Genomic DNA, 14186 nt, shown 5'->3' with positions numbered 1-14186 from the left:
AGGAAACTATCAAAGCCGCATCGAATTAGTTCAACTATGAACTGCGATGCGGCTTTTCTGTGTGCATTTTCATACATGCCTGCGAATAAGAACGGAGCTGTACAAGGCAATAGTATGATGGTACGGCGGAATCTGTATGGCAGCCGCTACATGGAGACGATAGGAGGATACGACACAGTGGATGCAGATCAAACCGTTGTAACCGTTGATATATATGGTGTTCAGTACAAATTAAAAGGACATTCAAACGTCGATTATATGAAGAAAGTTGCAAGCTCGATCGACGATAGCATGAAGAAGCTGGCGAAGACGTATCCTCGTTTGGATATTCAGAAGTTGGCAGTCCTCTGCGCGATGCAAATTACAGAGGATGTCTTCCGTCTTAGACGGGATAACGCACGACTGCAAGAGGAAGAAGCGCGGCTTAGCGCAGTTAGCCAGAAATTAGAGATGGAACAACGCAAAAGTGCTGAACTTGAGTCTGGATTGGCCGAGCTTAAGCAAACCTCGGAGACGAGGTTGCGTGAAGCGACGGAAAAGGCAGAGCAAGAGCTTGCAGAGCTGCTCATGTTAGCGGACAAGCAGAAGCAGGAAGATTCAGCATCGTATAACGAAGCGCTCGCTGCGGCAGAACAAAGATTGGCTGCGCTCCGCGGCGAACACGAAGAAACACTTAAGCGCGTAAGCGAAGAGATGATCGCAGAGAAGAAGGCTGAGATGCTGCAACTCAAGAGCAGACTGGAGACGGAGCTCGCGAAGCTGGAGGCTGACCGCGATCAGAAGCTCTCTTCTTTGATGTCTGAGAAGGAGCAAACGGTTGCAGCGTTGATTAAAGAGAAAGAGCAGGCCGTAATCGAACTTCAGACGGAGCAGGAGCTGACGCTTGCCTCCTATCTGGAAGATCACGAGAAAATCATTTCCGAGCTTAAGAATGAGCAGCAACGCATGATTGCACAGCTTAATAGCGAGAGGGAGTCGGTTATCACTAAGCTGTCGCTCGAGAAGGATGCAGTTATGCTGGAGCTGGCCGATATTTCTGCTGCTAAGGAACGCGCCGTTAAAGAGCTGACCGAAGAACAGAATGAGACCTTAAAGCTGCTTGCAGCAGAAATGGATGAAGAACGAAATAAATGGAAGTCCGACTGGCAGCAGAAGTGGGAAGAACGGGAAACCGAATGGAATCATTTGGCCGAAGTCGCATCGGCCGATCGCAAACGACAAGCGGATGAGCGAGATGCCTTCTGGAAAGCGGAGCTGGAGAAGGTCGAGCTTGGCAGCCGGGAGGAGCTCGAGCGCAGGCGCAGCGGATGGTTAGAAGATCGAGACAAGCTGCTGGCTCAGCTTGCAGAGCTCGAGCAGCTAAGAATCGCAGACAAAGAAGCCATGGAGAAACGAGTAGAGGCGGCAGACGACAGTGTAATGGCCGCATTGGAGCAAGAGGAGATTCTGCGATCCTCCTTGACGCAGCTTGGTCTTGAGCGCGAAGAGTGGATGGAGCAGATGGAAATTGCACGTGAGCGCTTGGAAATGCTGAGCACAGAGAAGGTGACGGCGTCCGCGGAATTTGATGCCAGGCTGACCTTGCTGCAACAGGAGCATCAAAGTACGGTGGCCAAGCTGCAATTAGAGCAAGAAGATCGAATTGCGGCATTATCGACGAATGCTGACAATCAACTGGCTGCTCTCCGTCAAGAGATGGATGCAGCTGCTCTAGAGAATAACGAAAAGATCACGAGGCTGGAGGAGCAGCTTGCGAGTATGGGGCAAGCGGAGGAAGGTTACCTCGAGCAGCTAGTAAATATGGAATCCCAAGAACAATCCTTGTCGGAGCGGCTCGCCGCATCTGATGCGCAACTTGCTCAGCTTGCTGAGAAATTGGAGCGTAAGCTCGAAGTGGAAAAGGAGCAAGCAGCTAAGCTGGAGCAGGCGGAATTTGATGCGCTTGAGCTGTCCGAGCAGTTAGTTAAACTAGAATCTCGCGAGCAATCGCTGAAGGAGCGTCTAGCCGAGTTTGAGGAGAAAGAGCTTTCGCAAGCGAGTGAGCTCGAGCAGTTAACAACCAATGAGCGGACGAAGAACGAACGAATTGCGGAGCTTGGTGAAAACGTTCGTGAACTGAAAGATCAAATTCGAGCTGCGGGATCGAACGAGCGGTCGCAAGCAGAGAGAATCGCATCGCTGGAGTCTTACGAGCGGTCGCAAGCGGAGAGAATCGCATCGCTGGAGTCTAACGAACGGGTGTTGAGCGAACGTATCCGAGATGCCGAATCCAATGCGCATACACTATCTGAATTGCTTGAGATCCAACAGAAGGAAGAGCAAGAATGGATGGATGAGCGCGATGCTCGTGAGCATATTCTGGCAGATCAGATCGCCGAGCTTCGCAAATGGGAGAAAGAGCTTTCTGAGCAGCTAGCAGAGTACAAGGAACGGGAGCGCGAATTGTCGGAGCAAATAGCTGAGAGAGATTCGAGTGAACGTATACGTTCAGAGCAACTAGCGGCTAAAGATACACGGGAACGTGAACTGTTGGAGCAGTTGGCGGAACGGGATACGCGCGAGCGTGAATGGAACAGCCGTCAAGCTGCGCTCCGCGAGTCGATCGAGCTAGAATCGATGGAGCTTGCAGCAGATCTGGAGGAGCAGTGGAAATCTGCAGCTGCGGAAGCGGAACGTCTCGGTAATCTGTTCGCCGAGAGCGAAGAGAAGCTCTTGCGATTGACTTCGGCCGAGAAGGAACGTGAGCAAAGGGAAGAGGAACTCATCGCCCAGTTGGAATTGATCGCTGCACGTGAGCGCATTGCAAGCGGGCAATTGGAAGCAGCCATGGAACGAGCTGAGCAAGCCGAGAGATCTTCATCCCATCGCGAAAGGACGATTCTTGAGCTTGAGGAGAAATTGTCGAGCGTCGAGAAAGCTCGTAATGATTATGCCGCCATGGAAGAAGAGCTGCGAGATCGGATGGAGGTTGCGCTGAGAGAAGCTGCTGCATCTGTCGATGTTCAAGAGGATTGGCAGGATCGGCTGGACGAGCTGCAGCAGGAACGAGACCAGGCTGCACAATCTGCAGAAGCGCTGCTGAACGAACATTCCGTGCTTCTCGATGAGCATCGCAAGCTCAGTAGCGAATATTCGAAGCTGCAATCCGAATTTAATGAGTGGATCGAATTGATCGAAAAAAGTTAATCAGCCCTTCAAGGTTTCGATGAGATAAGCAAACAAAAAACGCCTGCTGACGATCCGGAATTACAGATTACCGGAGCTCGTAAGAGGCGTTTTTTGGGTTATGAACGGTCGCACGGCCATTATCCATAGGAGTGGATCGTTCCTGTTGGTCCGCCAAAGGAAAGGCTGGCGAGCCTAATAATATCTGGCGCAACGATCGCCGGATCTTTACCGGTGGCATGCATCTCAGTGCGCAGCGTGCCTGGATTGTATAGGTTGACCAGTATGCCGTGCTCATGTTCTTCGTCAGCGATGGTCCGGGTCAAGGATTCGAGACCGGCTTTTGCCGCGCTGTAAGCGGCGTATCCGCCTGCTCCATTCTTGGAGAGGCTTGAAGTGATATTAATAATTCTTCCGTACCTCTGTGTGCGCATTGCCGGTAGTACGGCTTTGGTCAGCAAGAACGGAGCGGTTAAATTAGTTGATATTTGCTTCTGCCAATCATCAGTGGTTAGCTCTGCGACGGAGCCGGGCTCCAGGACAGCTGCATTATTAAGCAAGACATCTATTCTTCCATAATGCTCTAACGTCGACTGGATGGCATCCTGCACCTGATTTTCCTCCGTGACATCGGTTTGAAGGATTAACGTGGATGCGCCGAAACGTGCATATACGATAGCTGCGGTCTCTTCCAGCTTGTCGCGTCGCCTTCCTAGCAGCACGACGGTTGCTCCTTCCGAGGCGAAAGCGATCGCGGTTGCTCTGCCAAGACCCGTACCTGCACCGCTGATCAACGCAATTCGAGACTCCATTACCCCCATCCGTATTCCTCCTCTGACTTGTAATGTGTTCATCTTATCAAAGCCACCTACACAAAGGAAGGGAATAGGCTATCAGACTTTTTTACCTTTTGCCTAAGCTTTATTGATAAAACGTAATGTATAAATGAAATAAACGTCCGGAACGGCTTGCTCGATAAAAGCATGCAAGCCATTTCGGACGTTTTTAAAGTTTTTATCTGCCTGTGTTGCGAGTTAAGTTACGACGATCTTAGCTCTCATCTTGCCATGTCCATTGCCGCAAGGCACGTAGCAGATCATATCGTATGTGCCGGGTTTGTCGAATTGAACCGTAATCGATTCATTGTTGTCGATCTTGATTTTGGATTTCAAAATTTGCACGCCATGGACGCCGCCTACGGAAGTGAGCTTGATTGCAGTAGGTTCGCCGGCTTTGATTTGATATTCTTGCTGATCGAATTCATAATTCGATGCTTTAATAAGTACTTCTGATGTTGGAGATACGCTTGCATCTACGGTTACGGCACCGCTGTTGTTGCTTCCGCTGTTTGCACCGCATGCTGCGATTACGAGTGCCAGCGCCAATACAGCTCCGAATACCATCCATTTTTTCATCGTAACGAGTGTCCCCTCTCGGCCAAGAATGGCTATAAATATTGTTTCACTATCATTGTAGCCTAATTTTGGACATGATAAAGAAGGCCAAGTGACAACTCCTTGACAAATCGATTACAGAAATTAGGCAATGCTGCTAATGTGAACAAACCTCTGCTTCCGAGAGCGGAGGGCAAAGGTTTGTTCAGGTGATAGCTATGAATCGCAGTCAGAATTAATCGTGGCGATTGCGACCGGCCTCGTAAGGTGTGCTGACCGGAATGAACAGATCGATAATCCCAATCACCAGAGCTGCGAGGATGGCGCCAAGCCAAGTGACGGTAACGCCGCCAACGATAAACTGAGCAATCCAGATGACGACGGCACTGGCGATAAATCCGACGATGCCTCTGCCGAACGGCGTCACACGTTTGCCGAAGACCCCTTCAATAATCCAGCCTAATGCGGCAATAACAAGCGCAAGGAAAAAGGCGCTCCAGAATCCGCCAACGCTGAATTGCGGTACGATAAACCCAACAAGCATTAACACAAGCGCAGCAACGATAAACCTTACAATGTGCCCGAGAAACGTCATTGCAAATACCTCCTTCAAAGTGTGGTGAAGCCATATAAAGTTTGCGAGCAAACAGGAGTTGGAACGGTTATTGCTTGCTTAGTATGGACATCAATCCAACATTTCATGTGGAATAAGAATAATGAGGGGATCATCTAACGTCGAATCGTGCATCGCGCCTAAGGTTCGGCTATAATATAAGGGCGAGAGGAGTGTTATTCGTTGGATTCCAAAATATTGACGACACTTGAATTTCCGAAAATTATAGATAAATTAACGAAGCATGCCAGTACGTCACTCGGCAAAAGGATAGCCGATGCGCTGCAGCCGGTAACGGAGCTCGAAGCGGTAAAGACCTTGCTGCAGGCAACAGAGGAAGCTTATGCAGCGGATCGATTGAAGGGCAGCGCGCCGTTTGGCGGCGTTGTAGATATCACGGCGTCGCTTCATCGGGCCCGAATTGGCGGTACGCTTAACCCGGCAGAGCTTCTTGATATCGCATCGACGTCTCGCGGTAGCCGCAGAGTGAAGCGCCATGTGGAGAATATCCATGATGAGCATCAGATTCCGATGTTGTCCAGCATCGCTTCCGGTATTGCGGAGCATAAGCAGCTTGAGGATGCTATCTTGGCTTGCATTGACGAGAATGCCGAGGTGCTCGATCAGGCTAGCACGGAGCTCGCCTCCATACGTCGAGAGCTTCGGAGCGGAGAGGGGCGTATACGCGAGAAGCTGGAAAACATGATTCGTTCCTCTAGTGTCCAGAAGATGCTTCAGGATACGTTGATTACGCTCCGCAACGATCGTTACGTGATCCCGGTCAAGCAAGAGTATCGGGGAAGTTTCGGCGGCATCGTACATGATCAATCAGGTTCCGGCGCGACATTATTTATTGAACCTGAAGCTATCGTGGCGATGAACAACAAGCTGCGCGAAACGAGGGCAGCCGAGATCCGGGAGATCGAAAAGATATTGCAGAAGCTTACCGCGCAAGCTGCCGAACATGCAGAGGAGCTGCTCATCGATCTGGAGCTGCTGGGGGATCTGGACTTTGCATTTGCCAAGGCAAGACTCGCGCATGAGATGAAGGCTACTCAGCCCCGAATGAATGACCGGGGATTCCTTAAGCTTAAACGAGGCAGACATCCGCTTATCGACAAAAGCAAGGTTGTCCCTCTTGATGTAGAGCTCGGCAACCAGTATTCGGCTATTATCGTGACAGGACCTAATACGGGGGGCAAAACCGTATCGCTGAAAACAGTCGGGCTGCTTAGCTTGATGGCGATGTCCGGTTTGTTCGTTCCTGCAGAGGAAGGTAGTCAGCTCTGCGTATTTGATGCGATATACGCCGATATCGGAGATGAACAAAGCATAGAGCAAAGCTTGAGTACGTTCTCCAGCCATTTGACCAATATCATAAGGATTCTAGGTTCGTTGACAGCGAAAAGCCTTGTATTGCTTGATGAGCTCGGTGCGGGTACCGATCCGGCGGAAGGCTCGGCGCTCGCTATTGCCATATTGGAGCATATTCATGCCAGGGGAAGCCGCATCATCGCGACAACTCATTATAGCGAGCTTAAAGCATACGCCTATAATCGCAAGTCTGTCATTAACGCCAGCATGGAATTTGATATTGCAACGCTCAGTCCGACTTATCGTCTCCTTGTTGGTGTTCCCGGACGAAGCAATGCGTTCGCCATTGCTGAGCGGCTGGGTCTTCAGCGAGCAATCATCGATCATGCACGCGGAGAAGTGAGCGAAGAGGATTTACGCGTGGAAAATATGATCGCCTCTCTCGAAGAGAACCGAATCAGTGCGGAATCGGAGAGGCAAAGTGCGGAAGTTCTGCGTAAGCAGATGGAAGCGCTTCGGGCCAAACACGAGGAAGAGCAGCTACGGTTTGAAGAGCAGAAGGAAAAGCTGCTGCTGAAAGCACAGGAAGAAGCGAGACAAACTATTGCCAAGGCTAAGCGGGAAGCGGAAGAAATTATCGCTGACTTGCGTAAACTTGCGATGGAAGAAGGCGCTTCTGTCAAAGAGCATAAACTGATCGAAGCGAAACGAAAACTCGATGAGGCGGCGCCGCAGGCGCAAACGAAAAAAAATAAAGGGTCCAGCGCGGGCAAACCGGCGATTATTGGACCCGGCGATGAAGTGATGGTATATAGTCTGAACCAGAAGGGTTCAGTGCTCGAGGTCCATGGCACCGATGCGACGGTGCAGCTAGGAATTATGAAGATGAAGGTAGCTTTGGACGATATGGAGCTGCTTAAGCCCAAACAAACACAATTATCCGGCAAAGGCGCACAGCCTAAGCAGAATGGCGGAGCCAGTCTCAATCGTACGCGTGATGATAATGTTAAGATGGAGCTGGATTTGCGCGGAGAAAGCCTGGAGGAAGCGATTATGGAGGTAGATCGTTTCCTTGACGAAACGTTCCTCTCCGGCTTTGGTCAGGTGTATATCATCCACGGCAAAGGAACCGGTATACTAAGAACCGGCATTCAGCAATATTTGCGCAAGCATTCGCACGTTAAGAGCTTCCGTAACGGAAATTATGGAGAAGGCGGCATCGGAGTGACTGTTGCCGAGTTGAAGTAGGAGGACTGTTGAACGATGGAGCCCGGAATTGATAAGCTGCTTGAGAACTCTTATGCTGCTTCCCTTGTATTTGTATCGGTTACCGTATTATCGCTCATTGTATTTCTATGGGTATTCGAGCTTGTTACCAAATACAAGTGTTGGGACGAAATCAAGAAAGGCAATGTAGCTGTCGCTATGGCAACGGGCGGAAAAATTTTCGGGATATGCAATATTTTCCGCTTTTCAATCCAATCCAACGACAGTATTTACGAAAGCCTGATTTGGGGAGCATACGGTTTCATCATCTTGCTTGTGGCGTACTTCTTATTTGAGTTTATGACGCCGGTCTTCCGAATCGACGAGGAGATTGCTCGCGATAATCGCGCGGTAGGGTTGATTGCCATGGTCATTTCCATTGCATTGTCTTATGTGATCGGCGCAACCGTTATTATTGACTGAATTAGCAGAGGCGATTAGGAGGACAGCACGTGAAATATTTGTGGATTACGTTGCTTGTGGTAGCGATTTTGTTTTTTGCCGTCGGCATTATCTATGTGATGAATACCTAGCATGTTGAGAGATTAGGAATAGAGGAGAGTAAAGAAAATGGAACAACAGGAACAACAACAAATCTGCCCGTGGTGCTTGACAGATATTATTTGGGATGAGGAGATCGGACCTGAGCCGAACTGCCCGCATTGCGATAATGAGCTAGGCGGCTACCGGACAATGAGTATCGGCATCGACGGTGATTCCGATGAGAACCAATCAGATGATGACGACAAAGATGAAGAATTATCGGAGTGGAATGATACAGAGGACGATACCGAGGTAGATTGGGCGGCCGAACAGGATGGGTATAGAGGCACGACCCGAGGTATGTTAGCGGCGGAAGGTGTTATTCAACGTATCTTGGACGAGCAGCTGGAAGCGCCAGAATGTCCTAGCTGCAGAGAATATATGCTGGAAGCGGGTGAGCAGCTCATCAATGAAGGTTTTACTTCATCGGTGCCTAAGGCAATCGGCATACCGATTGTGCCAACACCGTTCCGTATGCTTTATTATGTCTGCCCGACTTGTTTCACAACCTCAACGCAGCTTAGCGTAGCAGACAGAGAAGCGTTGATTACTAGATTATCCGAGCAGGAATAATACAAGGTCGAGGAGCTTCTTCCAATATTGGCCGGGATAAGCTCAGTCTTTTCGGGCATCTTACAAAACATATTTCGGTTTAGCAGTGCATCTGAGTGGTGCTGCGGGAGGGTATGTTTTGGCCAAATTAGACAAGCAAGCAGCGTTACTCCTGATCGTTCAGGCGCTATTCGGCGTGGCGAACGCCTTATCTGGCACATTTGTACCTGTATACTTATGGAAGGCAAGCGAATCGTATACATTGATCGGATGGTTTACCTTTGCTAACTATGCGCTTGGCGGGCTGACATTCTGGGTCGCTGGCAAGTGGGTGAAGGAACATAACAAAATGAATAGCCTGAGAGCCGGTATCGCGCTTTCGGGCTTATTCTATTGTGCTGTGTTGTTATTAGGTGAGGACGCAAAAACATGGGCCATTATGCTGGGCGGAATCAACGGTATTGCGATGGGCTTGTTCTGGTTAGCGTTTAATATCGTTTATTTTGAAGTAACAGAACCCGAGACACGCGACCGCTTTAATGGCTGGGCAGGTCTCCTTGGAGCCGGGGCTGGAATTATCGCGCCTTGGATTTCTGGCTGGTTGATTACCTCTATGCAGGGAGAAAAGGGTTACCGTTTGATTTTCTCCATATCGCTTGTGATCTTCGCAATCGGCGTGGTGCTCAGCTTCTGGCTCAAAAAGAGAAAGGCAGAGGGGAGCTACAGTTGGAGCTTTGGAATCCGGCAACTATTGGAGCGTGGCAATCCTTGGCGGCGCATGTTCGCTGCTATAGTGGCACAAGGCGTACGTGAAGGTGTGTTTATGTTTCTCGTGGGTCTTACGGTTTATATCGCAACACGGGATGAAGCCAAGCTGGGTATGTATTCGCTTGTGACGTCGTTAGTCGCCCTCGTAAGCTCTTGGGCGGTTGGCAAGTGGATGAAGCCCCAGAGGCGGCTGATGGGCATGCTGGTTGGCGTATTGATGATAGCCCTCGTTATTATTCCGTTATTTTGGCAAATCAATTTTACGATGCTGCTGATATTAGGTATTGGTACTTCATTGTTTATTCCGCTCTATATGATACCGATGACCTCTCGCGTATTCGATCTGATCGGGGTTACGCAGGAAAGCGCGAGCCGTCGTGAAGAGTTTGTTGTATTAAGGGAGGCTGGTTTAACGGTGGGCAGGTTGCTCGGCCTGGCTGCATATCTCATTGTGTTGCCCATATCAGATTCGCCTAGGGCGATCACGTGGCTGCTCATGGGTGTCGGCGTGGTGCCAATTGCGGGATGGTGGCTTATCCGGCCTTTCCTGCTGGATCAGCAAGGCGCAGCAGACAAATCCTGAAAGAAGTAAGACAGATCAATGATCAGTGACCCTCACCTAAAGGCTGGTGGGGGTTCTTGTCGTTCGAATATACATTTGTACTTTTCTTCGCGGACATGCATCTGTATGTGATCTTCTGGGCAACCTTTGGTTGTAAGGAAGTGAATGTAAATGATGAAAATAAAGCCATTCGGAATATTACCGACTGCATGTATGCTCATCTTGTCGATTGGGCTACTGAATCACGTACTAATCGTACCGCTTATCCTTAATACCGCAAGGCGAGACGCATGGATGACCGTCATTGTCGCACTCCTTATGTTCCTGCCGATGGCGGCAATCCCGCTGCATGGAGCACTAACAAGGCTGCAGGGAAAACGTCTTGATCATTGGTTGAAAGAACGTATTCCTCCGTTTGCAGTGTGGATCATGATGGGTTATTCGTTATTGTTTGTTCTATTTATCTCGACTCAAACGATAATTGTAACGATTTCCTGGATCGCAACGACCTTCCTAAGCCAAACTCCTCCGATTGTAATCATGTTTGTGTTTATTTCATTAAGTATGTATGCGGCAAGTCTGGGTCTAAGGACGATCGCATTTGTCAGCACGCTGCTTCTGCCAGCCGTCGTATTTGTTGGCGATTTTGTCATGTCGGCCAATTTGCCTCACAAGGATTATCGATATTTGCTCCCCATGTTTGAGAGGGGGTTACCGCCAATTTGGGAGGCTTCTCTTTATTCGATTACTGCATTCGGAGAGCTGTATGTCCTATTGCTAGTGCAGCATCATATCAAACAGCGATTCAAAATATGGCATCTCATAGTGTTGTTATTATTCCTTGCGCTGTTGAGTATCGGTCCGGTGACTGGCGCCATATCCGAATTTGGTCCGGTTGAAGCAGAGAAAATGTTATATCCTGCATTTTCCCAGTGGAGACTCGTTACGATTGGCCGATATTTTGAGCATGTGGATTTTTTTGCTATTTACCAGTGGCTCTCGGGCGCAATGGTGAGGATATCCCTTAGTATCTTCCTGCTGATCGAATTTACGCCAATCGCGAAGATGAAGCATAAATGGATTGGGATGCTCTTGATCGGACTGCTGATCGGAAGTTACTCCTATTATTGGCTGAATCATCTGATCAAATTTGCTGACCTTACAATTGTTTTCTTTACGTATGCGGGGCTCTTAACTTGTGTGATGTTGCTTGCTGTTTACGGAATTTCATTTCTCAAGACGAGGAGGGGCAACCATGGACGGACAGGAGCTTGATCAGCAGACTGCGTTAAGCGGAGGGAGAAGGGACGATTGTATTAGCACCGCTCGTTTCTCTGAGATGTGCGGACCTAGCAAAGATGTGCTGCAGCATATCATGACGATTGATTCAGATGAGTTGGACGAACAGGATATCGAAGTTATGCTCTATTATTGCGACGGTATGATCGACGGTCAAATGTTTCAGATGGTATTGCTGCCCATGCTGGAGGATTGGCAAAATCACACGTCGACGATTCGATCAGGTCATCGAAACGGCATCGATCATGTTATGGAACGCGGCGTAGACGAACAACGGAATAATAGAAGAACAAATGAGCATGAGCATAAGCTGGGCGTGTCAAGAAGACATCCTAGCGATATGTTCAATGAATTGAAGCCAGACAGCAATCTGTTATTCGAGCGGTTGTTCTCCGGTTGCGTCATTCTCGTCTTCTCGAATCGTGAGGCATTCTATGAGTACAATATCGCAAGCCTGCCTGCCAGAAACCCGGAAGAGTCTTCCATGGAGCTCTCTCTTAAGGGGCCGAGGGACGGATTTGTTGAGAAATTGTCAGTTAATATCGCGCTTGTTCGTATGCGATTGCGTACGCCTAATATGCATGTTGAATATTTCATCATTGGAGAAGAAACGAAAACGGAGCTCGCCTTGCTGTATATGGCTGATCTAGCTAAACATGATCTGGTGCAGGAAGCTAGGCGCCGACTTAGTTCCATCCAACTGCAAAGCCTGCATGGCGCAGGGGAGCTGGAGGAACTGATAAGCGATAAACCGAAGTCTCTGTTCCCGCTCGTCAACTATGTTGGACGTCCTGACATCGTCGTACAATCCTTAATGAGAGGCCGAGTAGCGATTACTGTGGACGGAACCCCTGCTGCGCTCATCGCTCCGGGGAACATGACTTTATTAATCAAGTCGCCAGAGGATGCACATTTGCCTTTCTACTATGTGTCCTTAGAGAGGATACTGCGATTTATAGGCTTATTTGTCGCAATGTTTTTACCTGGCTTCTGGATTTCATTATGCTCTTATAATACGGACCAAATTCCATTTACACTGCTAGCAACCGTCACGATGTCGCGAATCGGGCTTCCGATCTCAGCCTCCATGGAGATGTTTCTTATGCTCATCATGTTCGAGCTATTCCGGGAGGCTGGCGTGCGCCTGCCTCGGCCGGTTGGGCAGACGGTATCTGTTGTAGGCGGATTGATTATCGGTGATGCTGCAATTCGAGCAGGCATGACTTCTCCGACCATGCTGGTCGTTGCGGCTGTCTCAGCGGTGTCTACGTTTACGCTGGTCAATCAATCGCTGGCTGGCTCCGTAAGCGTCATCCGATTTTTTGTATTAAGTCTATCTTCGATTTTAGGCATCTACGGTTTCTTTGTTTCCCTGATTGCGGTTCTCCTGTACATGTGCTCTCTGGAGTCATTCGGCCATCCTTATATGGCTCCGCTGGCTCCGCTGCAATTCAAGGAATTGCTGTCGGCCATGCTGATCAAACCCTGGTCCAGCGGCAAACGAGGGAGGAAAACATGAAGCTCTCTGACAAGATTGTTGCCCGCATGCGCAGGATAGGAAAGCTTGTAGCAGTGCTTGTTTCTTTGATCGCGGTCACAGGCTGCTGGGACGAAGTGAACTTACAGGATGTTAGTTATTTGTCCGCACTCGGAATCGATTATGAAGAGGGTCAATTTATTCTTTACGGTCAAATGATTAATTTCGCTTCCGTTGCAAAGACAGAAGCACCGGGACCGGGACCTGTCGATACCTGGATCGGCGTGGGTAAAGGCAATACGATGCATTTGGCTTATAACGATTTGGTACGCGCGGGATATACATTGTTGAATATCGAACATCTGAAGACGGTATTGATTCGAGAACGGGCTTTAGGTTATCTCGAAGATGTCCTGGATGGCCTTAATCGACAGCGGGCTTCGAGATATACATGCCAAATTTATGGGACAACGGTCGATATTATGGATGTGTTGAATACCGAGACCTTTTTTAACCAATCGCCGCTGTACAGCGCACTTTACATGCCAGGCCCTCATAGTGAGCAATATACATTCCTCGAACCGCTTCAGATGCAATTGTTGGTTCAAACGATGAAGGAGCCCAATGAGATTACGCTGCTGCCTGTCATTAACAACAGCACTACACATTGGACCAAGGGCAACAAAAAGATGTCGACACAGCTCGTTACTGGCGCATTTGTGTTCAAGGATTTTGAATACAAAGGATATTATAAAGAAAAGTCAATCAGTGGCATTCGCTGGCTGAATCCGGAATTCCATAACGCTGTCCTGGAAGCAAAGTCAGGGGAAAACAAGGGGACAGTATCTATTAATAGAGTGGTGAAAAACCTGGATGTGAGTATGAAAGGGGACACCCCAATCTTCTCGCTAAACATCAAGCTCAGCGGCTCGCTTATTGAGAAGGACGGGGACATCACGATGGATCAAATTGAATCGTCCATACAAGATGAGGTACACAGCGAGCTTACATCGCTTTATAATCTTGGGGTGAAACAAGGTATAGATTTTCTAGAGCTGGAGCATTATCTCTATCGACACCACTACAGCTATTGGAAAAAGGTTATGCAGGGTCAGAGTTGGGTACCTGACAGCAGGACGCTTAAGGAGATCAATGTCAAATTTAAATTGATAAATTCAGGGAAATTTGACCTTAAGGAACGGGGATAATTCTGTCGGATTAGCTCATACTACG

11 protein-coding genes are annotated in these 14186 nt (G+C 48.9%); 8 read left to right on the top strand and 3 right to left on the bottom strand.

What is annotated here, in order from left to right:
• Nucleotides 1–177: 177 nt before the first annotated feature.
• On the top strand, nucleotides 178–3186 hold the full coding sequence (gene zapA, locus ACX1C1_RS25785) for a cell division protein ZapA (RefSeq protein ID WP_458954971.1): 3009 nt from the start codon (nucleotides 178–180) through the stop codon (nucleotides 3184–3186).
• 119 nt (nucleotides 3187–3305) lie between these two features.
• Here zapA and ACX1C1_RS25780 read toward each other — a convergent pair whose 3' ends face one another.
• The 3 genes from ACX1C1_RS25780 to ACX1C1_RS25770 form a co-directional block, all read right to left on the bottom strand.
• On the bottom strand, nucleotides 3306–3986 hold the full coding sequence (locus tag ACX1C1_RS25780; protein WP_458954970.1) for an SDR family NAD(P)-dependent oxidoreductase: 681 nt from the start codon (nucleotides 3984–3986) through the stop codon (nucleotides 3306–3308).
• Between the two features lie 213 nt (nucleotides 3987–4199).
• Nucleotides 4200–4580, bottom strand: coding sequence for a cupredoxin domain-containing protein (locus tag ACX1C1_RS25775; RefSeq protein WP_458954969.1), 381 nt, complete (start codon nucleotides 4578–4580; stop codon nucleotides 4200–4202).
• Nucleotides 4581–4794: 214 nt separating this feature from the next.
• Nucleotides 4795–5154, bottom strand: coding sequence for a phage holin family protein (locus tag ACX1C1_RS25770; RefSeq protein WP_458954968.1), 360 nt, complete (start codon nucleotides 5152–5154; stop codon nucleotides 4795–4797).
• A 201-nt stretch (nucleotides 5155–5355) separates the two neighbouring features.
• Between ACX1C1_RS25770 and ACX1C1_RS25765 the strand changes: the two genes are divergently transcribed.
• From ACX1C1_RS25765 to ACX1C1_RS25735, 7 genes are all read left to right on the top strand, one after another.
• Entirely contained in the window at nucleotides 5356–7734 is a 2379-nt protein-coding gene (locus ACX1C1_RS25765) for an endonuclease MutS2 (protein WP_458954967.1), read from the top strand.
• Nucleotides 7735–7749: 15 nt separating this feature from the next.
• Entirely contained in the window at nucleotides 7750–8175 is a 426-nt protein-coding gene (locus ACX1C1_RS25760) for a DUF350 domain-containing protein (RefSeq protein WP_458954966.1), read from the top strand.
• Nucleotides 8176–8322: 147 nt separating this feature from the next.
• Nucleotides 8323–8868: a hypothetical protein gene (locus ACX1C1_RS25755; RefSeq protein WP_458954965.1), complete on the top strand. Its 546-nt coding sequence runs from the start codon at nucleotides 8323–8325 to the stop codon at nucleotides 8866–8868.
• Nucleotides 8869–8986: 118 nt separating this feature from the next.
• On the top strand, nucleotides 8987–10198 hold the full coding sequence (locus ACX1C1_RS25750) for an MFS transporter (protein ID WP_458954964.1): 1212 nt from the start codon (nucleotides 8987–8989) through the stop codon (nucleotides 10196–10198).
• Nucleotides 10199–10348: 150 nt separating this feature from the next.
• Nucleotides 10349–11452, top strand: a complete 1104-nt coding sequence (locus tag ACX1C1_RS25745; protein WP_458954963.1) for an endospore germination permease — start codon at nucleotides 10349–10351, stop codon at nucleotides 11450–11452.
• The gene (locus tag ACX1C1_RS25740) at nucleotides 11433–12995 is read left to right on the top strand and encodes a spore germination protein (protein WP_458954962.1); all 1563 of its coding nucleotides are present in this window, start codon (nucleotides 11433–11435) and stop codon (nucleotides 12993–12995) included. Before ACX1C1_RS25745 ends, ACX1C1_RS25740 begins: the two co-directional genes overlap by 20 nt.
• Nucleotides 12992–14161 carry a Ger(x)C family spore germination protein gene (locus ACX1C1_RS25735; protein ID WP_458954961.1) on the top strand — a complete coding sequence of 390 codons (1170 nt, stop codon included), beginning with the start codon at nucleotides 12992–12994 and terminating at the stop codon, nucleotides 14159–14161. The genes ACX1C1_RS25740 and ACX1C1_RS25735 overlap by 4 nt, the downstream gene beginning before the upstream one ends.
• Nucleotides 14162–14186: the final 25 nt, after the last annotated feature.

This window comes from Paenibacillus sp. strain BS8-2, from assembly GCF_054483835.1.
This window is presented reverse-complemented; position numbering and strand designations above follow the sequence as displayed.

What these genes read in the sequence shown, in the direction of transcription:
- ACX1C1_RS25755 (WP_458954965.1), top strand. Translation starts at nt 8,323, where the DNA reads ATGGAACAACAGGAACAACAACAAATCTGCCCGTGGTGCTTGACAGAT.
- ACX1C1_RS25770 (WP_458954968.1), bottom strand. Translation starts at nt 5,154, where the DNA reads ATGACGTTTCTCGGGCACATTGTAAGGTTTATCGTTGCTGCGCTTGTG.
- ACX1C1_RS25745 (WP_458954963.1), top strand. Translation starts at nt 10,349, where the DNA reads ATGATGAAAATAAAGCCATTCGGAATATTACCGACTGCATGTATGCTC.
- ACX1C1_RS25740 (WP_458954962.1), top strand. Translation starts at nt 11,433, where the DNA reads ATGGACGGACAGGAGCTTGATCAGCAGACTGCGTTAAGCGGAGGGAGA.
- ACX1C1_RS25780 (WP_458954970.1), bottom strand. Translation starts at nt 3,986, where the DNA reads ATGGGGGTAATGGAGTCTCGAATTGCGTTGATCAGCGGTGCAGGTACG.
- ACX1C1_RS25775 (WP_458954969.1), bottom strand. Translation starts at nt 4,580, where the DNA reads ATGAAAAAATGGATGGTATTCGGAGCTGTATTGGCGCTGGCACTCGTA.
- ACX1C1_RS25735 (WP_458954961.1), top strand. Translation starts at nt 12,992, where the DNA reads ATGAAGCTCTCTGACAAGATTGTTGCCCGCATGCGCAGGATAGGAAAG.
- ACX1C1_RS25760 (WP_458954966.1), top strand. Translation starts at nt 7,750, where the DNA reads ATGGAGCCCGGAATTGATAAGCTGCTTGAGAACTCTTATGCTGCTTCC.